The organism is Streptomyces sp. NBC_00239 (genome assembly GCF_036194065.1).
In the GTDB taxonomy this organism is placed as follows: Bacteria; Actinomycetota; Actinomycetes; order Streptomycetales; family Streptomycetaceae; genus Streptomyces.
In genome coordinates this window covers 4,556,053-4,578,339 of sequence record NZ_CP108095.1, presented here as the reverse complement: position 1 = coordinate 4,578,339, position 22,287 = coordinate 4,556,053, and the positions used below count along the sequence as shown (strand labels likewise).

The window sequence follows — 22,287 nt, the reverse complement described above, 5'->3', positions numbered from 1 at the left end:
CAACCCGGCTCCGCCGGGCACCGGGCTCCGCCCGGACCCGCGCCTCAAACGCCGGCGAGGCTGAGAGGTTGCCCCTCAGGGCGTCCGCCGCCCCAGGACGTGCACCCTGAACGCCGGCGAGGCTGGAGGTTGCCCCTCAGGGCGTCCGCTACCCCAAGGGCGTTGCCCCTCGAGGGGCGCTCGAATTGGTTGGCCCCGGTGTGCCCGCGCTGACTAGAATCTCCGCTCTTGCCGCCTCCCACCGCACCACTGGGGAGAGCCGCCGCCCGGACGGAAACCGGCCGGCGCCTGTCACTGACCTGATCCCGAGGCCCGACGTCCGAGGCCCGGCCTCCGGGGAGCCCCCGAAGCCGGTCCCTGCGGGCCTGGCCGTCCCCCAGAGCTGGAGGCAGTACCGTGCCCGCGCACGCCCCCGAAGAGCACACCACCACACCGGACACCGGTGCCGGCACCGGCACCGACCCCCTCGCGGGCGAGCGCGCGCACCTCGCGTCGTCCCGGGCCGCGCTGCGCGCCATGCGCGAGGACGTCGAGTCCCTGGACATCCGCGACGTCACCGCGAACTGGGTGAACGCCATCGTCCTCCAGGCCCAGATCGACGACCGGATCAAGGCGCTCGCGGACCTCGCCCACACCCCGCTCTTCTTCGGCCGCCTCACCTACCTGCACGCGCCGGGCGCCGACCAGGCGGAGGGCGCGGAGGGCGAGCAGTTCTACATCGGCCGCCGCCACGTGCACGACGCCGCGGGCGACCCGATGGTCATCGACTGGCGCGCGCCGGTCTCCCAGCCCTTCTACCGCGCCTCCAAGCAGGACCCGCAGGACATCGGGCTGCGCCGCCGCTTCGGCTACACCGGCGGCGAGCTCACCGCGTACGAGGACGAGCACCTCTCCGACCCGGCCGAGGCCGCCGCGGTCAGCAAGCTGCTCCAGCAGGAGATCGAGCGGCCGCGCGTCGGCCCCATGCGCGACATCGTGGCGACCATCCAACCCGAGCAGGACGAGATCGTCCGCGCCGGACTGTCCGGCTCGGTGTGCGTGCAGGGCGGCCCCGGTACCGGTAAGACCGCCGTCGGCCTGCACCGGGTTGCCTACCTGCTGTACGCGCACCGAGACCGGCTCGCACGCACCGGCACGCTGGTCATCGGGCCGAACCGTTCCTTCCTCCACTACATCGAGCAGGTGCTGCCGGCGCTCGGCGAGCTGGAGGTCAAGCAGGCCACCGTCGACGACCTGGTGGCCCGGCCCGGCACGGAGGTGCGCGGCGCCGACCCCGCCGAGACCGCGGTGGTCAAGGGCGACGCCCGGATGGCGGAGGTCCTGCGGCGGGCCGTCCGCGCGCACGTCACGCTGCCCACCGAGCCGCTGATGGTGGTCCGCGGCTCGCGCCGCTGGCGGATCCCGGCGTACGAGCTGGAGGAGATCGTGGGCGAGCTCCTCGCCCGCGACATGCGGTACGGGGCGGCCCTGGCGGCCCTGCCGCAGCGCATCGCGCACGCCGTGCTGGTCCGCATGGAGCAGGCGGGCGAGGCGCCCGACGACCGCGTGCAGGACACGGTGGCCCGCAACGCGGCCGTGAAGGCGGCCGTCAAGGCCGTCTGGCCGGTCGTGGACCCGGCGAAGCTGGTGCTGCGGCTGCTGTCGGACGCGGAGTTCCTCGCGGAGCACGCGGACGGGGTGCTCGACGCCGACGAGCAGAAGCTGCTGCTGTGGCCGAAGCCGTTCCGGAGCGTGAAGTCGGCGAAGTGGTCGGCGGCCGACCTGGTCCTCATCGACGAGGCCGCCGACCTGGTCGAACGGACCCACTCGCTCGGGCACGTCGTGATCGACGAGGCGCAGGACCTGTCGCCGATGCAGTACCGCGCGGTCGGCCGGCGATGCACGACCGGCTCCGCGACGGTGCTGGGCGACCTGGCGCAGGGCACCACGCCATGGGCGACGCGCAGCTGGTCGGAGGCGCTGACGCACCTCGGGAAGCCGGAGGCGGTGGTGGAGGAGCTGACCGCCGGCTTCCGCGTGCCGCGCGAGGTCATCGCGTACGCGTCGCGGCTGCTGCCCGAGATCTCGCCGGGGCTGGCGCCGGTCTCGTCGGTACGTGAGACCCCCGGCTCGCTGGCCGTCGAGGAGGTCGTCGACGCCGGCGCGCTGACGGCGGCCGTCCTCGCCGCGTGCCGGGACGCGCTGCGGCACGAGGGGTCGATCGGGCTGATCGCCGCCGATGCGCGGGTTCCCGCGCTGGCGGAGGCGCTGCGCGCGGCGGAGCTGCCGTACCTCGCGCCGGGCGAGGAGACAACGGTCGAGGCGCGGTTGACGCTGGTGCCGGCGTCGCTGGCGAAGGGGTTGGAGTACGACTACGTCGTGCTGGACGAGCCGGCGGCGATCGTGGACGGCGAGCCGGATGAGCGGACCGGGTTGCGGCGCCTGTACGTGTGCCTGACCCGAGCCGTCTCAGGCCTCACCACCCTCCACCACGCCCCCCTCCCCCAGGCCCTGGCCTGACCCCGGCCCCAGGTCCCTGGACCACGCCCCCGAGCGGGCCATCTCCAGCCCCTCCGGCGCTTGAGGAGCGGGCCCGGGCAGAGCCCGGCGACCCCGTCGCACCCCCCAGCCCCTCCGGCGCTTGAGGAGCGGGCCCGGGCAGAGCCCGGCGACCCCGTCGCACCTTCAGCCCCTCCGGCGCTTGAGGAGCGGGTCCGGGCAGGGCCCGGCGACCCCGGCGCACCCCCCAGCCCCTCCGGCGCTTGAGGAGCGGGTCCGGGCAGGGCCCGGTGCCCGGCGCCAGCCGGGTTGCTCTTGGGGCTCCGCCCCAAACCCCGCGCCTCAAACGCCGGCGAGGCTGAGGTGTTGCGCCCCAGGGCACCGGCGAGGCTGGGAGTTGCCGCGCGCAGCGCCCACAAGGGCTGGGGGTTGCGCCCCAGGGCACCGGCGAGGCTGGGAGTTGCCGCGCGCAGCGCCCACAAGGGCTGGGGGTTGCGCCCCAGGGCACCGGCGACGCTGGAGGTTGCGGCCCGCGGCGCCGGCGAGGCTGGGAGTTGCCGCGCGCAGCGCCGACAAGGGCTGGGGGTCGCGCCCCAGGGCACCGGCTACGCGGGGTGTCGGTGCGGCTGGGTGGGTCAGGTGAGGGCGGTGCGCCATTCCGCCACGGCGGGGGTGGAGACGGGGTGGGTCCAGCCGTCGGGGCGGGCCGCCCCGCCGATGTGGAACGCGTCGATCCCGGCCGCCCGCAGCCCGGGCAAATGGTCGAGCCGCAGCCCGCCCCCGACCAGGATCCGCGCCCCGTACCCCGGCTCGCCCCGCCGCCCCGCCTCCGCGGCAAGAACCTCCAGCCCGGCGTCGACCCCGGACGCGGACCCCGCCGTCAGGTACGTGTCCAGCCCCGGCAGGTCCGCCAGCGCCTTGCGCAGCTGGTCCCGGTCGGCGGCCCGGTCAATGGCCCGGTGGAAGGTCCACCGGCACCCGTCGAGCTCGGCGGCGAGCGTCTCGATCGCCGCGAGGTCCGGCGCCCCGTCCGCCGTGAGGAAGCCGAGTACGAACTCCGTCGCCCCCTCCGCCCGCAGCCCGCGCGCCGCCTCGACCAGTCGCTCCAGGTCCTCCTCGCTGCCCGCGGAGAAGCCGTCGGTGGCCCGGAGCATCACGCGCAGCGGGATGTCGACGGCGGCTCGGATGGCCGCGAAGGTCTCCCGGGGCGGAGTCAGCCCGTCCGCGGCCATGTCGGTGACCAGTTCCAGACGGTCCGCTCCACCGGCCTGGGCCGCGACCGCGTCCTCGGCGTTGAGGGCGATCACCTCCAGGACTGCACGGTTGCTCATGTGGGGGCCTCATTCCTTCGAAAAGCTCGGATGATCGGGTGGATCGGGTGGATCGGGTGGATCGGATGGGTGGACGGGTCGGACGGGTCGGATCGGACAGACCGATGGCGGGGATACACCGGACGACCCGAAAGTCACCGGTATGAAGAATAGGTCTAGTCCAATTACAGGGTACGGGCGCTCGCCCGCGTTCCACCAGCACATTCACGCCACCGCCACCCGTCCCACACCGGGCCGGACGCACCCCCCAGGACAATGACCGCATGCCTACCGACACCGCGCAGCTTGAGGCCCGCTGGCACGAGACCGTGATCGCCGCCCGCACGACCCCCGCCCCCGCGGAGCTCCCGGCCCCCGACCCGGCCACCGCCCTGCCCGGCTCCCCCACCCCGGCCGGGTTCCCCGACCCCGCCCCGTACGCCGCCCGGCTGCTCTCCGCCTGGGGCGAGCCGCAGCGCCGGTACCACAACACCGCCCACCTCCTCGCGGTCCTCGACCACGTCGACCGGCTCGCCGACCACGCCGCGGACCCGGCCGCCGTCCGGCTGGCGGCCTGGTTCCACGACGCCGTGTACCGACCGGACCGCTCCGAGAACGAGGAGCGCAGCGCCGCCTGGGCCGAGCGCGCCCTCGCGGAACTCGGCGTCCCGGCCGCCCGTACCGCCGAGGTCGCCCGGCTGGTACGGCTCACCGTCACGCACGACCCCGCCCCCGGCGACACCGACGGCGAGGTCCTCTGCGACGCCGACCTGGCGGTCCTGGCGGGCGACCCCGACGCGTACGCGGCCTACGTGGCGGCCGTGCGCGACGAGTACGCGTTCGTCCCCGAGGACGCCTTCCGGGAGGGCCGGGCCGCCGTACTGCGCCGCCTCCTCGACCTGCCGCGGCTCTTCCACACCCCCTACGGGACGGAACGCTGGGAGGCCCTGGCCCGCCGCAACCTCGCCGCGGAGCTGGCCACCCTCTGACCGTCCGCAGTCGACCGGCCCGACCGGCCCGACCGGCCAGACCCGCCAGACCCGCCAGACCGGTCCGGCCGTCCGTACTGCGAGACCGCCCGGCGCCGGGGAATGGGACGGCGTTCGTGTTGGTTGGTCCAGTTCATGCCCGCAGCTGCCGAACGCACCCGTATGCCCGTGGCCGTCTACATCCTCGGCCTGTCCGTCTTCGCACTCGGTACGAGCGAGTTCATGCTCTCCGGGCTGCTGCCGCCGATCGCCGCGGACATGGACGTCACGATCCCGCAGGCGGGGCTGCTCATATCCGCCTTCGCGATCGGCATGGTGATCGGCGCCCCGCTGCTGGCCGTGGCCACCCTCCGGCTGCCCCGCCGGACCACCCTCATCGCGCTGATCTCGCTCTTCGGGCTCGGACAGGTCGCGGGCGCGCTGGCCCCCTCGTACGAGCTGCTGTTCGCGTCGCGCGTGCTGGCCGCGCTCGCCTGCGCCGGGTTCTGGGCGGTCGGCGCGGCCGTGGCCATCGCGATGGTCCCGCAGAGCTCGCGGGCCCGGGCGATGGCCGTCATGATCGGCGGACTGTCGATCGCGAACGTCCTCGGCGTCCCGGCCGGTGCGTTCCTCGGCGAGTACTGGGGCTGGCGCTCGGCCTTCTGGGCGGTGGCGGCCGCGTCCGCGCTCGCCCTGGTGGGCATCCTGCTGCGGATCCCGCACATCCCGCTGCCCGCGCAGAAGCCGTCGCTCGGGCGCGAGCTGCGGATCTACCGGGACCGGCAGGTCTGGCTGTCCGTGGCGGTCACCGCGCTCGCCGCGGGCGGCGTGTTCTGCGCGTTCAGCTACCTGGCGCCGCTGCTCACCGATGTCGCCGGGCTGGACTCGGGCTGGGTGCCGTGGATCCTCGGACTGTTCGGGGTGGGCGCGCTGGTCGGTACGACGGTCGGCGGGCGGGTCGCGGACGCGCACCTCTTCGGGGTGATGCTGGGAGGGATCTCGGCCTCCACGGTGTTCCTGTCGGCGCTGGCGTTGTTCGCGTCCGCGCAGGTGGCGGTGGTCGCGCTGGCGTTCCTGCTCGGCTTCTCGGCGTTCTTCACGGCGCCGGCGCTGAATGCGCGGATGTTCAACGTCGCGGGCGCCGCGCCGACGCTGGCGGGGGCCACGACGACGGCGGCCTTCAACCTGGGCAACACGGGTGGGCCGTGGCTCGGCGGCACCGTCATCGACGCCGGTGCCGGCTTCGCCGCGACGGCCTGGGCCGGCGCCGCCATGACCGTCACGGCGCTCGCCCTCACGGCCCTCGCCCTCCGCGTCCACCGGCGTACGCCGGGCGCCCCGAGCCGCGTCATCGCCGCCTCGGAACCCGCCCCCGATTCCACCCCCGCCGCCGTCTGACCCCCACCTCCGCGCAACCCCGTCGCGCCCTCAGCCCTCCGGCGTCTGAGGAGCGGGTCCGGGCAGGGCCCGGCGACCCCGTCGCACCCTTCAGCCCCCCGGCGTTTGAGGAGCGGGTCCGGGCAGGGCCCGGCGACCCCGTCGCACCCGTCAGCCCCCCGGCGTTTGAGGAGCGGGTCCGGGCAGGACCCGGCGACCCCGTCGCACCCGTCAGCCCCTCCGGCGTTTGAGGAGCGGGTCCGGGCGGAGCCCGGTACCCGGCGCCAGCCGGGTTGCAGTCTTGGGGCTCCGCCCCAAACCCCGCGCCTCAAACGCCGGCGAGGCTGAGGTGTTGCGCCCCAGGGCACCGGCGGGGCTGGGGGTTGCGCCCCGGGCACCGGCGGGGCCGGGGGGGGCCGAGCACCGGCGGGGCCGGGGGTTGCGGCCGGGCGCCAGGGAACACGCCAGCCTCGCCGGCGTTTGAGGCGCGGGGTACGGGGCGGAGCCCCGGGGGTTACGGGGCGGGGCGGTGCTTGGGGCGGCGGAGCCCGGCGGCGGTCAGGCGGCGGACCAGCTCCTTGCTGCCCACCTCCACGGCCCCCGCCGCCACCGCATCCGCGTACCGAGACGCCGGCACGTCGTAATGGTCCCGTTCGAACGCCCGCTCCGGCGCCCCGATCCGCGCCGCAAACGCGTGCAGCTCCTCGTACGAGACGTCACTGACCAGGTGCGACCACATGCGGCCGTGCCCCGGCCAGGTCGGCGGGTCGATGTAGAGCGTCACGCCGCGCTCACCGCCCGAGCACCCCGCCGAGCGTCCCGACCGAGGCCACCTTCACGCCCGCCTTCCCGCACACCCAGTGCGGGTCCGGGCCCAGCTCCGGCTCGACGTCCAGCGCGTGCGGGTCGCCATGCGCGCACACCGGGCACAGCGGCCAGCGGCCGTACTTCTCCAGCAGGGCGTCCTGTACGTCCTGGGCGACCAGCCCGGGCAGGTAGTCGACGCCCTCCGGCCACTGCTCCACCCACCAGCGGCGGTGCGTGACCGAGTCCTCGACGAGCGTGACGACATCGGCGTCGGCGACCTCACCCGCTACGAGGTCGGCGAGTACCAGGGCACGGGCGGCGTGAAGCGCCCTCTCCAGTGGGGTCGCGTGGTCCATGCGGCCATTGTGTCCCCTGCGGCACCCAGGGGAGAAGGTCCCCCTGAGGACCGCTGCAAGGCACCGATTTGTGGTGACTCATGGTGCCTTGACGCCCGACTCGTACTGAAAATACCTTTCAAGAGTGAGCACACCGCCGAAGGAAACTTTCACGGACGCGCCCACGGACGCGCCCAAGAGCACGCCCACGAGCACGCCCAAGGACACGCCCGAGGGCTCTTCCGGCGAGGCGAAGGCCACCGCCCCCGCCACCCCCACCGCCCCCGCGGCCCTCCGCACCCGCATCCGCGCCCTCGCCCCCGCCCTCCCCCGCTCCGTGCAGCGCGTCGCCGAGGCCGTGGCCGCCGATCCGGCGGGCTGTTCCGCGCTCACCGTCACCGCCCTCGCCGAGCACACCGCCACGAGCGAGGCCACCGTCGTCCGTACCGCCCGCGTCCTCGGCTACCCCGGCTACAAGGAGCTGCGCCTCGCGCTCGCCGGGCTGGCCGCCCAGCAGGAGGCCGGCACCGCGCCCGCCGTCACCGCGGACATAGCCGTCGACGACTCCCTCGCGGAGGTCGTCGCCAAGCTCGCGGCGGACGAGCGCCAGACCCTCGCCGACACCGCGGCCGGCCTCGACCTCAGCGCACTCGGCGGCGCCGTCACGGCCCTCGCCACCGCCCGCCGCATCGACGTCTACGGCGTCGGCGCCTCCGCCCTGGTCGGCCAGGACCTCGCGCAGAAGCTCCTGCGCATCGGCCTGATCGCGCACGCCCACACCGACCCGCACCTCGCCCTCACCAGCGCCGTCCAGCTCCGTCCCGGCGATGCGGCCGTGGCGATCACCCACTCCGGCACCACCGTCGACGTGCTCGACCCGCTGCGCACCGCCTTCGAGCGCGGCGCGACCACCGTCGCGATCACCGGCCGCCCGGACGCCCCGGTCGCGCACCACGCCGACCTGCTGCTGGCGACCTCCGGCGCGCGCGAGAGCGAGCTGCGCCCGGCCGCGATGTCCAGCCGCACCGGCCAGCTGCTCGTCGTGGACTGCCTGTTCGTGGGCGTCGCCCAGCGCACGTACGAGACCGCCGCCCCGGCCCTCGCCGCCACCCACGAGGCCCTCGCCCCGCGCCACCCGCCCCGCCACACCGTCCGATAGGAGCTCCCGCCCCCATGTACGCCGAACTCCGCGCCCAGCTCGACACCCTCACCACCGAGGCGTTCCGACCCGAACTCGCCGACATCGACCGGCGGTCCACGCTGGACATCGCCCGTCTGATGAACGCCGAGGACGCCTCCGTCCCGGCCGCCGTCGCCGCGCAGCTCCCGCGGATCGCCGCGGCGATCGACGGGATCGCGGTACGGATGGCCCGCGGCGGCCGGCTGCTGTACGCGGGCGCCGGCACGGCCGGCCGGATGGGCGTCCTGGACGCGAGCGAGTGCCCGCCCACCTTCAACACCGACCCCTCGCAGGTCGTCGGCCTGATCGCGGGCGGCCCGTCGGCGATGGTCAAGGCGGTCGAGGGCGCCGAGGACTCGAAGGAGCTGGCCGCCGCCGACCTGACCGCGCTGGACCTCGCGCCGGACGACACGGTCGTGGGCGTCTCGGCCTCCGGCCGCACCCCGTACGCGATCGGCGCGGTCGAGTTCGCGCGCGGGCGCGGCGCGCTCACCGTCGGCCTGTCCTGCAACGCGGGCAGCGCGCTCGCGGCGGCCGCCGAGCACGGCATCGAGGTCGTCGTCGGCCCCGAACTCCTCACCGGTTCCACCCGCTTGAAGGCGGGCACCGCCCAGAAGCTCGTGCTCAACATGCTCTCGACGATCACGATGATCCGTCTGGGCAAGACGTACGGGAACCTGATGGTCGACGTCCGGGCCTCCAACGAGAAGCTGCGGGCCCGCTCCCGGCGCATCGTCGCGCTGGCCACCGGCGCGCCCGACGAGGACATCGAGGCCGCGCTGACCGCGACCGGCGGCGAGGTGAAGGCAGCCATCCTCGTCGTGCTCGGCGAGGTCGACGGCCCCACGGCCACCCGTCTGCTGGCCGAGTCGCAGGGCCACCTGCGCGCCGCCCTCGCCCGCACCCGCTGACCCGTCATCCTCACCCGTACCCGCTGACCCGCTGACCCGCTGACCCGTCATCCTCACCCGTACCCGCTGACCCGCGGATCCGCCGTCCTCACCCGTACCCGCTGACCCGTGGACCCGCCAACCTCACCCGTACGCGCGGGCCCGCCGACCTCACCCGTACCGCAGCACGCCCCCACCCCACAGCAGCAAGGCACCCCCCCACATGGCCACAGACAAGAACCGCGCCACCGCCGCCGCGATCCTTCCGCTGGTCGGCGGCCCCGACAACATCGCCTCCATCGCCCACTGCATGACCCGCCTGCGCCTCGGCCTGCACGACCGATCCCTGGTCCAGGACGAGGCCCTGAAAGCCCTCCCCGCCGTGCTGGGCGTGGTCGAGGACCCGGGGGCACCTCCCAGCGGTGGCCGGGGGACGTACCAGATCGTGCTGGGCCCGGGCACGGTCGCCCGCGTCACCCCCGAGTTCGAGGCGCTCGTCGCGGAAGGCCGCACCGCCGCCACGACGACCATCACTGCGGAGGAGCTGGCGGACCGCGGCGCCGCCCTCAGGCAGGCCCGGAAGGCGAAGAACGCGACCCCCTTCAAGCTGTTCCTGCGCCGCATCGCGAACATCTTCGTCCCGCTGATCCCCGCCCTCATCGGCTGCGGCATCATCGCCGGACTGAACGGCCTGCTCACCAACCTCGGCTGGGCCCCGGCCGTCGTCCCCGCGCTCGCCGCGACGGCCTCCGGCTTCATGTCCCTGATCGCGGTCTTCGTCGGCTACAACACGGCGAAGGAGTTCGGCGGCACGCCGATCCTGGGCGGCGCGGTCGCCGCCGTCATCGTCTTCCCGGGCGTCGCGAAGATCGACGCGTTCGGCCAGCAGCTCTCGCCCGGCCAGGGCGGTGTCCTCGGCGCGCTCGCCGCCGCGCTGCTCGCCGTGTACGTGGAGAAGTGGTGCCGCCGATGGGTCCCCGAGGCGCTCGACGTCCTGGTCACCCCGACCCTCACGGTCCTCGTCACCGGCCTGGTCACCATCTACGGCCTGATGTTCGTCGCCGGTGAGGTCTCGCAGGCCATCGGCACCGCCGCGAACCGCCTCCTCGGCGACGGCGGCGCCTTCGCCGGGCTGATCCTCGGCGGCCTCTTCCTCCCCCTCGTGATGCTGGGCCTGCACCAGGCCCTCATCCCCATCCACACCACCCTGATCGAGCAGCAGGGCTACACCGTCCTGCTGCCGATCCTCGCGATGGCGGGCGCGGGCCAGGTCGGCGCGGCCGCCGCCGTCTACCTCCGCCTCCCCCGCAACCGCTCGATCCGCGCCACCATCAAGTCCGCCCTCCCGGCCGGTTTCCTGGGCGTCGGCGAACCGCTGATCTACGGCGTCTCGCTGCCGCTGGGCCGCCCGTTCGTGACGGCGTGCATCGGCGGCGCGGCGGGCGGCGCGTTCCTCGGCCTCTCCAACCAGCTCGGCCTGGCCTTCGGCTCCACCGCGATCGGCCCATCCGGCTGGGCGCTCTTCCCCCTCCTCGACGGCTCCCACGGCGTGCTCGCCACGATCGCCGTCTACGCGGCCGGCCTGGGCACCGGCTACGTGACCGGCTTCCTCGCCACGTACTTCTTCGGCTTCACGCCGGACATGCTGACCACGCTGAACGCCGCCGAGCCCGACCCCGCCGACCCCACCCACCAACCAGCCCTGACCCCCTGACCGCACACCCCTCAGCCTCGCCGGCTGACCGTGGCGCGCCTTCAGCCTCGCCGGCGCCCTGAGGGGCAACCTCCAGCCTCGCCGGCGCCCTGAGGGCAACCTCCAGCCCCTCCAGCGCCCTGAGGACAACCTCCAGCCCCTCCAGCGCCCTGAGGGCAACCTCCAGCCCCTCCGGCGTTTGAGGAGCGGGTCCGGGCAGGGCCCGGTGCCCGGCGCCAGCCGGGTTTTCTTGGGGCTCCGCCCCAAACCCCGCGCCTCAAACGCCGGCGAGGCTGGAATTTGCCGCACGCAGCGCCGACAAGGCTGGGGTGGCGCCCCGCAGCGCCGACAAGGGCTGGGGGTTGCCGCACGCAGTGCCGGCGAGGCTGGAAGTTGCCGCACGCAGTGCCGACAAGGGCTGGGGGTTGCCGCACGCAGTGCCGCGCGCCGGGCACCGGAAGGGCTGGGGGTCGGACCTCAGGGCGTCACGGGCCGGGCCCGCTCGTGGAGCACCGCGGTCAGGCGGAGGGCCGTGTCGAGATTGCACCGCCCGAGATCGATCAGCGGCAGCCCGTACGCCCCCGCCGCCGAGACCTGGTCCATGCCCACGGACGGCAGCACCACCCCCACCCCGGCGAGCGCCTCCTTGAGCTGCACCACCGCATCCTGCACCGCCAGGAACCGCTCGTGCGTCGTGAGTCCCATTGTCATGCACCTTCTACTCTGAGTATTCGACTTCTCCACACAGAGTGGCGACGCGCTCGCTAGCCTTCAAGGAGGAAAGCAGTACAACCCCACCTGTTGGCCCTGGAGTTGCCATGGCAGGTAAGAGCCTCGACCCCTCCTCCTCCCCCCGCGCCCTGCTCGGCGCCGAACTGCGCGTCGCGCGCGAGCGTGCCGGCCTCAGTCAGGCCGAACTGGCTGAACTGCTCTTCGTCAGCGGTTCGTTCATCGGCCAGCTCGAAGCGGGCACGCGCCGCATGCACCTCGATTTCGCCCGTCAGATCGACGACATCCTCCACACCGACGGCTTCTTCGTCCGCAACTGCGGCGCGGCGGCCAAGTCCAAGTACCCGGACCACTTCGCGGCCGCCGCCGAGGCGGAGGCGCTGGCGAAGGCCATCCGGGAGTACGCGCCCCTGACGATCCCTGGGCTGTTGCAGACCGGCCCGTACGCCCGGGAGATCTTCCGCGCGTACCAGCCGACGGCCACCGATGCGGAGATCGACGAGTTGGTCGCGAACCGCTTGGAGCGAGCCGTCATCCTCAAAAATCCAACAACCCCGATGTTCTGGTGCGTGCTTGACGAGGCCGTTCTCCACAGGGTGGTCGGTGGACCCGCCGTAATGGGCGAAGCGCTGGCTCATATCGCTTCTCTGGCCCGAGCTCACCGGATCATCGTTCAGGTCGTGCCGTTCAAGGTCGGCGCCCACTCGTCGATGGGCGGCTTTCTTCAGCTCATGTCGTTCAACGATGCGCCGCCGCTCGCGTATGTCCAAGGCAACGGTACGGGGCTGCTGTTTGACGATCCGGCCGAAGTGGCCCGCCACTCTCTGTCCTACGATCTGCTCACGGCCACCGCGCTGTCACCCAGCGAATCCCTGGCCTTGATCGAGTCCATGGCGGAGGATTACGCACATGATCAGGATGCCTGAGTACGACCTCTCGACGGCCGCGTGGCATAAATCCAGCTACAGCGACGGCAGCGGCGGTAGCTGCGTCGAGATGGCCACTTGGCGCAAGTCCACGCACAGCGGAGGCGACGGCGGGAACTGCCTGGAGGTGGCCGACGGCCACCCCGGCGTAGTCCCCGTCCGGGACTCCAAGGTCCCCGACGGCCCCCATCTGGTGTTCCGGGACCACGCCTGGGCGGCGTTCGTCACCGCCCTCTGACGGGCTAGAGGTGGGCGTCCAGGAAGGCCCGGACGCCCGCCCCGTCGGTGGCCTCCGTCGTGGTGGCCACCGCCTCGCCGTCGCGGATCAGCACGAAGGTGGGCGCGCCCAACACCTCGTACCGCTTGGTGGCGGCGGGGCAGCGGACGATGTCGGTCCGTACGACGGCGACCCGGCCCGCGTACTCCCGGGCCACGTCCTTGACCACCGGTTCCAGGTCCTTGCAGGCGGCGGCCCAGACGCCCCAGAAGTAGGCGAGCACCGGGCCGCCGACGTGCGCGAGCACGAAGTCGAATTCCGCGTCTTCCTTGGGGTGGTGCACCCCGACTGCTGCCATGCGGTCTTCTCCTCCGTGTCGCGGCCGGCTCGCCCGTCCGCCGCCCCCATCCTCTCCCGTCGGCCGCGCCCGCCCGCGCGCCGGCGTCGGGACACGGCCATCAGGAACGGGCCACGCGAACCGTACCTACGCGCTCCGGGGATTCACCCGCAGCTTGGCCGTGTTGTTCGCGGGGTTCGGGTCGGTGCTCGCGTCGAGGTTGAACCTCGTCGAGAACGTGCCGGAGACGTTCTCGAGGGTCTTCTCCAGCTTCAGGGTGAAGGTGTACGCGAACTCGTCGCCCGGCTTCACGAAGCCCCGGCCGCCGGGCGGCGTCACCGTGCACAGGTAGTACGACACGGTGCCGTCCGCGCGCTTGCGCGCCGCGCAGGCGGGGTCGGCCTTGACCACCGACACGCCCTGCGGCAGCTTCAGGACGCCCTGCACCTCACGGGCCGAGAGGAAGTAGGCGGCGCCCTTGTTGCGCAGCTTGACCGTGGCCTGCACCTTCGCGCCGGCCTTGCCCCGCACGGTCGTGCCGACCGTCGCGAAGTCCGCGCCGCCCGCCACCGACACCGTGCCGTAGTAGTGGCTGTTGTAGCGGTTCACGTCCCGGCCCGTGTCGCCGAGCCCGGTCGAGGCGGCCGTGGGAACCGTCATGAACGTCAGCTCGGGACCCGTGCCGGTGCGCACCTTGAGACCCTTGCGCCATGCCTTGCGGTTCGCCGCGTTGTCCTCGTCCACGCGGATGAAGAACGTCTCCGAACTCGAGGCGTACTCGGCCACCCGGATCCCGGCGGGGATCGCCAGCCGGTAGCTCTTGCCGGGTGCGAAGGTGCCCTTGATGCGGCACTGGAAGGTGGACCACATGCCGAGCAGCGGGCCGTCGGCGCCGACGATGGCGCCCGGACGGTACGAGCAGTTGCGGTGGTCGCCGCCCAGCTGGAGGCCGTACGAGGCCTCCGCGGTGAACAGGACGTCGGTGACCGGCTCGGTGCCCTCGTTGCTGAGGACGAACGGCAGCGGGAGCTTCGCGCCGGCCTTGGGCCGCTCGTTGTGCTTGGCCATCTTCATGACCAGGTCCGGGCCGCCGACCCCCACCTTCGCGGTGACGGCGTTCACGGTGCGGCCCGGGACGTCGGCCGACACCGTCACGGTCCCCCGGTCCCCGAGCTTCGCTCCGGGAAGGGCCCGGACCGCGATCGTGGCCAGCCGGTCGTGGGCGCCCGCGCGCAGCCCGTCGAATCCCAAGTACCCCGACGGGCAGGTGACCTTGGTGCCGGTCACCGTGCAGTCCTCGTGCTCGGGCTCCACGAATTCGGCCTTGGCGAATCCGGCGATGCCCGCGAAGTCCGCGGTGATGGTGAAGGCGCCCTGGAACTCCGTACCCGGGTTGTCGTAGAAGACCCCCAGGTGCTGCCAGCCGCCGGGAGCCATGCTCACGGGCGGGGCGGAAAGCCGGATCGGCGGCTCGGCGGCGGGGGCGGACAGGGCCGCGGGGACGGCGGCTGAGGCGGGGGTGGAGGCGAGCGCGGCCGGTGCCGACAGCCCGAGGGCCGTGAGGCCGGCCGCGGCCAATACTGCGAGACGAGACTTCATGCCCTGTCCGACCCGGTCCGGTGTACGGGAGTTGTACACCGGATGATCACGAACGGGCCACGCCTGGCGGATCTTTGGGCTCCGGGCCAGAGGCCGCCGGTGAAGAGCAGCGCGGTCGGGCGTCCGGTCCGTGGAACGCGATACCCCGATGTCGATCGACACCCCGATGCCGATCGAGGACCCGGTCTAGACCGGGAACGACCCGGTGTCGATCTTCACCGCGAACGGCTTCGGCAGCTCCACCACATCCCCGAACGCCACCCGGTGGCTGTCCTTGTAGACCCCGTTCTCCGGGTTCGTGAACAGCGTGGTGGTGGGGCCGTGCAGGTCGAACCGGTCGATCAGCAGATAGACGGGCACGGGCGCGTGGGCGTACGCCCACAGCTTTTTCTTCCGGTCGTCGTCGGCGTTGCTCTTGGAAGTGATCTCCACGACGAGCAGCGCCTCGGCCGCGTCGATGGGCAAAGCAACGTCGGGATCCGCACCAGCCACCAGCCTGCGCGGCACCATGGCAAGGTCGGGAACGTACAGCCTGCCGAGCGAGCCGATTCGGATGCCGAGTGTCTGGTACAGGCCGATCTCCAGCGGAAGCACGCCGTACCGGGCGCGCTGGAGGAGCTCTGCGATCTCGTTGTGGAACGGATGGGGCGGCGGTGCCAAGTGGATCTGTCCTGCGTCGATCTCGGCGCGCCAGCCCTCCGGCACGTCCAGCTCACGCCAGCTCTGCAGCAGGTACTCCCACGCACGGCCACCGGCGTTCCGGCCGGGCTCGACCATGGCAGCGGTCATCGCGGGTCCCTTCTCCTGTGGCCCATGGCGTGAACCCAGATCGACGGTTGAGCGGCACGAGGCCGCTTTTCCCCAGCGTCCCACGATCGAAGGACGTACGCAGCCGTCCCCGCCCACGGACACACCAGGGGGCCGAAGGCCCACCCCCGTGGGGCCTTCGGCGATCCTGGTCCCCGGACGTGCCGTACACCGGGGGATGCGCAGATGCCGCAGCAGAAAGACACGAACGCCGCAGATCCGCAACGGGCGCTGAGGGAAGCCGCCCGGTCGTTGAACGAGCTGGCCGACCGGCTCGCCGCCGAGGCGGACGCCCGCCCCGCCCCGCGCCCCGGGCCACCCGCCGACGGCCCCGGCATCCGCTACGTACACGGCAAGGCGGAGATCCTCGCCGCCATGCAGGAGCACATCGACGCCGCCCGCATCGAGATCCTCACCGCCCAGCCCGAGGGCCCCCGCCCCGGACCGGTCCTGCGGGCCGCGCTGGAAGCCGTACGCGGCCGGATCTCCGCCGGTGTCGCCATGCGCACGCTCTACCAGCACAGCACCCGCTTCGACGAGGCGACGAAGGACTACGTCCGGACCGTCACGGAGTACGGAGCCCGCATCCGCACCCTGGACGAGTTCTTCGACCGCCTGATCATCGTCGACCGCACGACGGTGTTCCTGCCCGCCAACGCCGACCGCTCGATCGCCGCGGTCGTCACCGAACCCGCCGTCGTCCGCTTCCTCGCCGACACCTTCGAACGGGCCTGGGACCGCGCGGCCCCCTACCCCTTCGTCCCCGTACGCGCCGCCGACGCCGCCGCCGACGTGGTCCCCGCGATCCGGGAAGCCATCGCCAAACTCCTCGCCGAAGGCCGCTCCGACCGCGAGATAGCCCGCCGCCTGGCCATCAGCCTGCGCTCGCTCCAGTCCCACGTGTCCCACCTGAAGGCGGAGTACGGCGCCGAACACCGCTTCCAGCTGGGCTTCCTCATCGGCCAGAACACCACGGCCAACGACGTCGGCTGAACGTCAGCTGAACCTCAGCGCCCCCTTCCGCGATCGCTTCAGCTCGAAGAAGTCCGGGAACCTGGCCAGCGTCTGCGCCGCGTCGAACAGTTTCGCCGCCTCCTCCCCGCGCGGGATCGAATTGAGCACCGGCCCGAAGAACGCCACCCCGTCGATGTGGATCGTCGGCGTCCCCACGTCCCCGCCGACCGCCTCCATCCCGTCCCGGTGACTGCGCCGCAGCGCGTCGTCGTACGTGTCGCTGTGCGCGGCCTCCACCAGGACGTCGGGCAGGCCGGTCTCGGCGAGGGACTCCTTGGCGACGGCGATGAAGTCCTTGTCGCCGCCGTTGTGGATGCGCGTGCCCATCGCCGTGTACAGCGCGGGCAGCACCTGCTCGCCGTAGCCGAGCGCGACCGCCGTGCAGATCCGCGTGAGCGCGAGCGAGCGGTCGACCAGATCCCGGTACCAGTCCGGGAGCTCCCGGCCCTCGTTGAGCACGTACAGGCTCATCACGCGGAACCGGAGGTCCAGTTCGCGGTGGGCCTCCACTTCGAGGATCCACCGGGAGGTGATCCAGGCGAACGGGCAGGCGGGATCGAAATAGAAGTCGACTTCGGCAGGCTGCGGAATCTCAGGTGCTGTCGTCACACCACGACTCTGTCACCTGCGGCGACACCCCCACCACGCCCCCGATACCTCGGGTCCCCGCATTGCACACATCCCGGGGGTCCCGCGCCAACCCGGCTCCGCCGGGCACCGGGCTCCGCCCGGACCCGCGCCTCAAGCGCCGGCGGGGCTGGATGTTGCCCCCAGGGCGTCGCGCCGGGAACGCCGGCGAGGCCAGGGGCTGTCCGACGGGTCGCCGGTCGGGCAGGGGGCGGGGAAAGGGGATGCGGGCCGGGGCTCAAGCCTCGTAGCGTCGCCGCATGACCAGCGACAACGACACCACCGCCGCCCCCTTCGTCCCGCAGGACTTCGACGTGCCGACCGCCCTGAACACGCCTCACTTCCGGCTGGAGCCGCTCGGCCCCGAGCACAACGCGCGCGACCTCGCCGCATGGACGGGCAGCATCGCCCACATCCGGTCCAGCCCGGGCTGGGAAACACAGACCTGGCCGCCGCTCGACGGCATGTCCGCCGAGCAGAACCTCGGCGACCTCCAAGAGCACGCGGACGACTTCGCGCAGCGCAAGGGCTTCACGTACAGCGTGATCGAGGACCCTGACGAAGTCATCGGCTGCGTGTACATCTACCCGTCCCGCGACCCCGCCCACCACACGGCCGTCCGCTCCTGGGTCCGCGCCGACCGGGCCGAGTTGGACGCCCCGCTGCGGACCGCCGTATCCGCGTGGCTCTCGGACTGGCCCCTCGGCAGTGTGAATTACGCGCCCGCCCGACCGTCCGCCTGACCCCCGCTCCGGGCCCGAAGCTCAAGCCTCGGGGTCCGAGCGCTCTGTGTAGGGAATGGGTGGTGGGCGAAGCCCACCACCACCCCCCACCCTCCCCAACTCCCGCCCATACCAGCCGCTATGACTATTCGTGACCGAGTTGCCACGCAGCGCCATCGGGCTCTAGCTTGCGTCTGAACGCAAAATGGCCCCCGCCGGTGCTGGAACACCATGCGAGGGCCTGACCACCGAGATCGCAGTTCAGAACAGGACCGATCCCATGGCTGTCAGCCAGCTTACTGCTGCCCCGCATCCGCTCGCCAAGCCCGGCTACGGAAAAATCGCCGCATCGGACCAACGGCCGCGCGCCGCACACGACTTCGCGCACCTGCCGGCCCGCGAGGCGGCCGTCGCCGGATACATCGACCGGCTCCCCGACGGCTCCGACATCAGCGTCAAGACGCTGGCCGCCGTCCTGCCCCTGTGGGGCCAGTGCGCGTTGCGCACCGCGCTGAACCGGCTGGCCACGGCCGGTCATCTGCACCGTGTGCGGCGGCAGTTGCCGGGTCCGGACAACCGGTGGGTGACCCACACGTTCTTCTCCCGGACCGCCCGTGACGGCTCCTGGTGGACCCGCTTCACCCTTACGGAGTCCTCCGCCCCGGCCGTCGCCGCCTCACCCCCCGCACGGCAGTCCGGCCCGGCCCCCCTGGCTCCGCCACCGCTCGAGGCGCCGACGCCGCGGGCGCCAACCCCAGCCCCTCCGACGCCCGGGGCGCCAACCCCGGCCTTGCCAACGCCCGGGGGGCAATTCCCAGCCTCGCCGACGCCCGGGGGGCAATTCCCAGCCTCGCCGGCGTTTGAGGCGCGGGTCCGGGCAGAGCCCGGTGCCCGGCGGAGCCGGGTTGCTTGGGGCTCCGCCCCAAACCCCGCGCCTCAAACGCCGGCGAGGCTGGATGTTGCACCCCAGGCCATCGACAAGGCGGGGGTTACGGCCCAGGGCATCGGCGAGGCAGGGATGGCGCCTCCGGGCATCGGCGAGGCAGGGATTGCGGCGCCGGGCATCGGCGAGGCTGATGGGGTGTACTCGTCCGCCTACGGCGTACTGGCCTCGCTGGGCCGGACCGCACCCGCGCTGGCGCTTTCCAAGGGCGACTGCACGGCACTGGCCCCCCTCGTCACCCCCTGGCTCGCCCGCGGCATCTCGCCGGACCGGATCCGCCTCACCCTCACGACCGGACTCCCCACCCCGGTCCACCACCCGGCGGCGTTCGTCCGCAAGCGCCTGGAATCCAAGCTCCCCGCACAAGCGAGCACGGCGGGCGCAGAGGGCCCGGCGGCCCCCGCGTCCCCGCCCCGGGCCGAGTGCTACGAATGCGGCGCGCCCGGCCCGCCCACCGCCTTCACCGAGGGCCGCTGCCGCGCCTGCCGCCCGTACACCGCCGCCCCGGTGCACACCCCCACCCTCACCCCCGCCGAGGTCCACGCCCACGCGGCCCGTATCCGAGAGGAGTCACGCCTATGACGGTTCAACCGGCCCACCGGCCCGGCGCCAGGGCACCATGGTGTCGAGGAGGCGACACCATGACCCCCAGCTCCGCCGGCACCGAGACGCACCAGCAGATGGCCGTCGAGGACTTCGAGCGGCTCGCCCGCACGGCTCCCGAGACGGTCACGCTCGAATTCATCCAGGGAAAGCTGGAGGTCAAGCCCGTGCCGGACGGGGATCACGACGAGATCGTCATGTGGCTGCAAGCCATGTGCATGCAGTACCGGCCCGAGCTGGGCCTGTACGGCGAGCGGGGCCTCAAGATCGAGACGTACCGGAACGGAAGGGCGAAGCCCGATGGGGTGCTCGCACCCCGAGGCCACTTCGCGGGGCACGGCGAATGGTCCGATCCCGACGGCGTCCTCATGACCGTCGAGGTCACGTCCCACGACCACGACACCGACCGCCGCGACCGGCACGAGAAGCGCGACGGCTACGCGGCCGCCGGGATCCCCGTGCACTTCCTGATCAACCGCGACGAGCAGACCCTCGTCGTCTACAGCACCCCCGAGAAGGGCAAGTACGCCCAGCGCACCACCCACCCGTACGGCGCCACCGTCGACCTGCCCGATCCCGTACTCGTCACGTTGGACACGGGGAAACTCAAGGATTACGCCCACTGAGCCCCAAGCACCCGGAAACGCCCGAGGGCGGTACCCCCTCCGGTCGGGAAGGGGTACCGCCCTCGGCAAGAACAGCCGATCAGCCCTCAGGGGTTGATCAGAAGTCCATGTCACCGCCCGGCATGCCGCCACCGGCAGCGCCGGCGCCGGCCTTCTCGGGCTTGTCGGCGATGACGGCCTCGGTGGTGAGGAACAGGGCCGCGATGGACGCCGCGTTCTGCAGGGCAGAGCGGGTGACCTTCGCCGGGTCGATGATGCCCTCGGCGATCATGTCCACGTACTCGCCGGTCGCGGCGTTCAGGCCCCAACCGATCTGCAGGTTGCGGACCTTCTCCACGACGACGCCACCCTCGAGACCACCGTTGACGGCGATCTGCTTGAGCGGGGCCTCGAGGGCCAGGCGCACGGCGTTGGCGCCGGTCGCCTCGTCGCCCGTGAGCTCGAGCTTCTCGAAGACCGCGGAGGCCTGGAGCAGGGCCACGCCGCCACCGGCGACGATGCCCTCTTCGACGGCCGCCTTCGCGTTGCGGACGGCGTCCTCGATGCGGTGCTTGCGCTCCTTGAGCTCGACCTCGGTCGCGGCGCCGGCCTTGATGACCGCAACACCGCCGGCGAGCTTCGCCAGGCGCTCCTGCAGCTTCTCGCGGTCGTAGTCGCTGTCCGAGTTCTCGATCTCGGCGCGGATCTGGTTCACGCGACCGGCAACCTGGTCGCTGTCACCGGCACCGTCGACGATGGTGGTCTCGTCCTTGGTGATGACGACCTTGCGGGCGCGGCCCAGCAGGTCCAGGCCGGCGTTCTCCAGCTTGAGACCGACCTCCTCGGAGATGACCGTGCCACCGGTGAGGATGGCGATGTCGCCGAGCATGGCCTTGCGGCGGTCGCCGAAGCCCGGGGCCTTGACGGCGACGGACTTGAAGGTGCCGCGGATCTTGTTGACGACCAGGGTCGACAGGGCCTCGCCCTCGACGTCCTCGGCGATGATCAGCAGCGGCTTGCCGGACTGCATGACCTTCTCCAGGAGCGGCAGCAGGTCCTTGACCGAGCCGATCTTGGAGTTGACGATCAGGATGTACGGGTCGTCGAGAGCCGACTCCATACGCTCCATGTCGGTGGCGAAGTACGCCGAGATGTAGCCCTTGTCGAAGCGCATGCCCTCGGTGAGCTCGAGCTCCAGACCGAAGGTCTGCGACTCCTCGACGGTGATGACGCCTTCCTTGCCGACCTTGTCCATGGCCTCGGCGATGAGCTCGCCGATCTGGGTGTCGGCGGCGGAGATGGAGGCCGTCGAAGCGATCTGCTCCTTGGTCTCGACATCCTTGGCCTGCTCCAGCAGGGCGCCCGAGACGGCCTCGACGGCCTTCTCGATGCCGCGCTTCAGCGCCATCGGGTTGGCGCCGGCGGCGACGTTGCGAAGACCCTCGCGCACGAGCGCCTGGGCGAGAACGGTCGCGGTGGTCGTACCGTCGCCGGCGACGTCGTCCGTCTTCTTGGCGACTTCCTTGACCAGCTCGGCGCCGATCTTCTCGTACGGGTCCTCCAGCTCGATCTCCTTGGCGATGGAAACACCATCGTTGGTGATCGTGGGGGCGCCCCACTTCTTCTCAAGGACGACGTTGCGACCCTTGGGGCCAAGGGTGACCTTGACGGCGTCGGCGAGCTGGTTCATCCCACGCTCGAGACCGCGCCGGGCCTCCTCGTCGAACGCAATGATCTTGGCCATCTGAAGTGGTCCTCCCGGACGGGGTGGATTGCTCCGGACCGCGTTGGCGCCCGCGACGGACGGCCTGCGTGCCTGACGGTTCCTTCCCGTCAGACGCTGCGGGCCTCACCGACCCGGTCCTCGTCTATGTAGCACTCTCACCTGGAGAGTGCTAACGCCAATGATTAGCACTCGACCCCCCCGAGTGCAAGCGGCTCAAGCAACCCGGCCCGATGGGCGAGACAGACGATCAAGGCCGCCGGCGCGGGCGATCGGGGCCGCGGGCACCGGGCGACCGGGGCCGGACGCGCAGGCGGTCAAGACCGCACGCGCGGGCCCGCACGCACGCGGGGCCCGCATCCCGGGTGGGATGCGGGCCCCGCGTGTGCGTGTGCGT

The 22,287-nt window shown here is 72.5% G+C and carries 21 protein-coding genes; 12 read left to right on the top strand and 9 right to left on the bottom strand.

Translation table 11 applies throughout. The features are described 5' to 3' along the window. Positions 1 to 396 precede the first annotated feature (396 nt). Complete coding sequence (locus OG764_RS20295) at positions 397 to 2,499, top strand: HelD family protein (RefSeq protein ID WP_443055996.1); 2,103 nt, start codon at positions 397 to 399, stop codon at positions 2,497 to 2,499. Between the two features lie 614 nt (positions 2,500 to 3,113). Here OG764_RS20295 and OG764_RS20290 read toward each other — a convergent pair. Then, positions 3,114 to 3,809 (bottom strand): copper homeostasis protein CutC, encoded by a 696-nt coding sequence (locus OG764_RS20290; protein WP_328969829.1) that lies wholly within the window; start codon positions 3,807 to 3,809, stop codon positions 3,114 to 3,116. Between the two features lie 263 nt (positions 3,810 to 4,072). Here OG764_RS20290 and OG764_RS20285 point away from each other — a divergent pair, with 263 nt between their 5' ends. Together OG764_RS20285 and OG764_RS20280 are read left to right on the top strand one after the other, a co-directional pair. Continuing rightward, complete coding sequence (locus tag OG764_RS20285) at positions 4,073 to 4,777, top strand: HD domain-containing protein (protein WP_328969828.1); 705 nt, start codon at positions 4,073 to 4,075, stop codon at positions 4,775 to 4,777. Positions 4,778 to 4,939: 162 nt separating this feature from the next. Then, a complete protein-coding gene (locus tag OG764_RS20280; protein WP_328973085.1) occupies positions 4,940 to 6,154 on the top strand; it encodes a Cmx/CmrA family chloramphenicol efflux MFS transporter in 1,215 nt (404 codons plus the stop codon). A 493-nt stretch (positions 6,155 to 6,647) separates the two neighbouring features. Here OG764_RS20280 and OG764_RS20275 read toward each other — a convergent pair whose 3' ends face one another. Continuing rightward, on the bottom strand, positions 6,648 to 6,917 hold the full coding sequence (locus OG764_RS20275) for a DUF4031 domain-containing protein (RefSeq protein ID WP_328969827.1): 270 nt from the start codon (positions 6,915 to 6,917) through the stop codon (positions 6,648 to 6,650). A gap of 7 nt (positions 6,918 to 6,924) precedes the next feature. Beyond that, positions 6,925 to 7,296 carry a hypothetical protein gene (locus OG764_RS20270; RefSeq protein ID WP_328969826.1) on the bottom strand — a complete coding sequence of 124 codons (372 nt, stop codon included), beginning with the start codon at positions 7,294 to 7,296 and terminating at the stop codon, positions 6,925 to 6,927. Between the two features lie 283 nt (positions 7,297 to 7,579). On the opposite strand from OG764_RS20270, the gene OG764_RS20265 reads away from it, so the two are divergent. The 3 genes from OG764_RS20265 (at position 7,580) to OG764_RS20255 (ending at position 11,059) form a co-directional block, all read left to right on the top strand. Beyond that, a complete protein-coding gene (locus tag OG764_RS20265; protein ID WP_328973084.1) occupies positions 7,580 to 8,434 on the top strand; it encodes a MurR/RpiR family transcriptional regulator in 855 nt (284 codons plus the stop codon). Between the two features lie 14 nt (positions 8,435 to 8,448). Then, positions 8,449 to 9,366 (top strand): N-acetylmuramic acid 6-phosphate etherase, encoded by a 918-nt coding sequence (murQ, locus tag OG764_RS20260; protein ID WP_328969825.1) that lies wholly within the window; start codon positions 8,449 to 8,451, stop codon positions 9,364 to 9,366. Between the two features lie 202 nt (positions 9,367 to 9,568). Next, positions 9,569 to 11,059, top strand: a complete 1,491-nt coding sequence (locus OG764_RS20255) for a PTS transporter subunit EIIC (protein WP_328969824.1) — start codon at positions 9,569 to 9,571, stop codon at positions 11,057 to 11,059. A 456-nt stretch (positions 11,060 to 11,515) separates the two neighbouring features. On the opposite strand, the gene OG764_RS20250 is transcribed toward OG764_RS20255, so the two are convergent. Further along, positions 11,516 to 11,743 carry a hypothetical protein gene (locus OG764_RS20250; RefSeq protein WP_328969823.1) on the bottom strand — a complete coding sequence of 76 codons (228 nt, stop codon included), beginning with the start codon at positions 11,741 to 11,743 and terminating at the stop codon, positions 11,516 to 11,518. Between the two features lie 113 nt (positions 11,744 to 11,856). Between OG764_RS20250 and OG764_RS20245 the strand changes: the two genes are divergently transcribed. Together OG764_RS20245 and OG764_RS20240 are read left to right on the top strand one after the other, a co-directional pair. Next, positions 11,857 to 12,693, top strand: coding sequence for a helix-turn-helix domain-containing protein (locus OG764_RS20245; protein ID WP_328969822.1), 837 nt, complete (start codon positions 11,857 to 11,859; stop codon positions 12,691 to 12,693). Further along, on the top strand, positions 12,677 to 12,931 hold the full coding sequence (locus OG764_RS20240; RefSeq protein WP_328969821.1) for a DUF397 domain-containing protein: 255 nt from the start codon (positions 12,677 to 12,679) through the stop codon (positions 12,929 to 12,931). Before OG764_RS20245 ends, OG764_RS20240 begins: the two co-directional genes overlap by 17 nt. Positions 12,932 to 12,935: 4 nt before the next feature. Here OG764_RS20240 and OG764_RS20235 read toward each other — a convergent pair whose 3' ends face one another. From OG764_RS20235 to OG764_RS20225, 3 genes are all read right to left on the bottom strand, one after another. Next, positions 12,936 to 13,268 carry a thioredoxin family protein gene (locus tag OG764_RS20235; protein WP_328969820.1) on the bottom strand — a complete coding sequence of 111 codons (333 nt, stop codon included), beginning with the start codon at positions 13,266 to 13,268 and terminating at the stop codon, positions 12,936 to 12,938. Between the two features lie 126 nt (positions 13,269 to 13,394). Then, positions 13,395 to 14,846 carry a hypothetical protein gene (locus OG764_RS20230; protein WP_328969819.1) on the bottom strand — a complete coding sequence of 484 codons (1,452 nt, stop codon included), beginning with the start codon at positions 14,844 to 14,846 and terminating at the stop codon, positions 13,395 to 13,397. Positions 14,847 to 15,032: 186 nt separating this feature from the next. Beyond that, complete coding sequence (locus tag OG764_RS20225; RefSeq protein WP_328969818.1) at positions 15,033 to 15,635, bottom strand: Uma2 family endonuclease; 603 nt, start codon at positions 15,633 to 15,635, stop codon at positions 15,033 to 15,035. Between the two features lie 204 nt (positions 15,636 to 15,839). On the opposite strand from OG764_RS20225, the gene OG764_RS20220 reads away from it, so the two are divergent. Further along, positions 15,840 to 16,646: a LuxR family transcriptional regulator gene (locus tag OG764_RS20220; RefSeq protein WP_328969817.1), complete on the top strand. Its 807-nt coding sequence runs from the start codon at positions 15,840 to 15,842 to the stop codon at positions 16,644 to 16,646. Positions 16,647 to 16,649: 3 nt separating this feature from the next. Here the strand turns inward: OG764_RS20220 and OG764_RS20215 are convergent, their stop codons facing one another. Beyond that, positions 16,650 to 17,276: a mycothiol-dependent nitroreductase Rv2466c family protein gene (locus OG764_RS20215; RefSeq protein ID WP_328969816.1), complete on the bottom strand. Its 627-nt coding sequence runs from the start codon at positions 17,274 to 17,276 to the stop codon at positions 16,650 to 16,652. A gap of 278 nt (positions 17,277 to 17,554) precedes the next feature. On the opposite strand from OG764_RS20215, the gene OG764_RS20210 reads away from it, so the two are divergent. From OG764_RS20210 to OG764_RS20200, 3 genes are all read left to right on the top strand, one after another. After that, positions 17,555 to 18,037, top strand: a complete 483-nt coding sequence (locus OG764_RS20210; RefSeq protein WP_328969815.1) for a GNAT family N-acetyltransferase — start codon at positions 17,555 to 17,557, stop codon at positions 18,035 to 18,037. 1,060 nt (positions 18,038 to 19,097) lie between these two features. After that, the gene (locus tag OG764_RS20205; protein WP_328969814.1) at positions 19,098 to 19,541 is read left to right on the top strand and encodes a hypothetical protein; all 444 of its coding nucleotides are present in this window, start codon (positions 19,098 to 19,100) and stop codon (positions 19,539 to 19,541) included. Positions 19,542 to 19,600: 59 nt separating this feature from the next. Further along, positions 19,601 to 20,188: a Uma2 family endonuclease gene (locus OG764_RS20200; protein WP_328969813.1), complete on the top strand. Its 588-nt coding sequence runs from the start codon at positions 19,601 to 19,603 to the stop codon at positions 20,186 to 20,188. Between the two features lie 97 nt (positions 20,189 to 20,285). On the opposite strand, the gene groL is transcribed toward OG764_RS20200, so the two are convergent. Continuing rightward, positions 20,286 to 21,911, bottom strand: a complete 1,626-nt coding sequence (gene groL / locus OG764_RS20195; RefSeq protein WP_328969812.1) for a chaperonin GroEL — start codon at positions 21,909 to 21,911, stop codon at positions 20,286 to 20,288. Between the last annotated feature and the right edge of the window lie 376 nt (positions 21,912 to 22,287).

Excerpts from the sequence above, each read along its gene's own strand:
- OG764_RS20290 (WP_328969829.1), bottom strand. The coding sequence starts at position 3,809 with ATGAGCAACCGTGCAGTCCTGGAGGTGATCGCCCTCAACGCCGAGGAC.
- OG764_RS20285 (WP_328969828.1), top strand. The coding sequence starts at position 4,073 with ATGCCTACCGACACCGCGCAGCTTGAGGCCCGCTGGCACGAGACCGTG.
- OG764_RS20280 (WP_328973085.1), top strand. The coding sequence starts at position 4,940 with ATGCCCGTGGCCGTCTACATCCTCGGCCTGTCCGTCTTCGCACTCGGT.
- OG764_RS20270 (WP_328969826.1), bottom strand. The coding sequence starts at position 7,296 with ATGGACCACGCGACCCCACTGGAGAGGGCGCTTCACGCCGCCCGTGCC.
- murQ (WP_328969825.1), top strand. The coding sequence starts at position 8,449 with ATGTACGCCGAACTCCGCGCCCAGCTCGACACCCTCACCACCGAGGCG.
- OG764_RS20255 (WP_328969824.1), top strand. The coding sequence starts at position 9,569 with ATGGCCACAGACAAGAACCGCGCCACCGCCGCCGCGATCCTTCCGCTG.
- OG764_RS20250 (WP_328969823.1), bottom strand. The coding sequence starts at position 11,743 with ATGGGACTCACGACGCACGAGCGGTTCCTGGCGGTGCAGGATGCGGTG.
- OG764_RS20245 (WP_328969822.1), top strand. The coding sequence starts at position 11,857 with ATGGCAGGTAAGAGCCTCGACCCCTCCTCCTCCCCCCGCGCCCTGCTC.
- OG764_RS20240 (WP_328969821.1), top strand. The coding sequence starts at position 12,677 with ATGATCAGGATGCCTGAGTACGACCTCTCGACGGCCGCGTGGCATAAA.
- OG764_RS20235 (WP_328969820.1), bottom strand. The coding sequence starts at position 13,268 with ATGGCAGCAGTCGGGGTGCACCACCCCAAGGAAGACGCGGAATTCGAC.
- OG764_RS20230 (WP_328969819.1), bottom strand. The coding sequence starts at position 14,846 with ATGAAGTCTCGTCTCGCAGTATTGGCCGCGGCCGGCCTCACGGCCCTC.
- OG764_RS20225 (WP_328969818.1), bottom strand. The coding sequence starts at position 15,635 with ATGACCGCTGCCATGGTCGAGCCCGGCCGGAACGCCGGTGGCCGTGCG.
- OG764_RS20220 (WP_328969817.1), top strand. The coding sequence starts at position 15,840 with ATGCCGCAGCAGAAAGACACGAACGCCGCAGATCCGCAACGGGCGCTG.
- OG764_RS20210 (WP_328969815.1), top strand. The coding sequence starts at position 17,555 with ATGACCAGCGACAACGACACCACCGCCGCCCCCTTCGTCCCGCAGGAC.
- OG764_RS20200 (WP_328969813.1), top strand. The coding sequence starts at position 19,601 with ATGACCCCCAGCTCCGCCGGCACCGAGACGCACCAGCAGATGGCCGTC.
- groL (WP_328969812.1), bottom strand. The coding sequence starts at position 21,911 with ATGGCCAAGATCATTGCGTTCGACGAGGAGGCCCGGCGCGGTCTCGAG.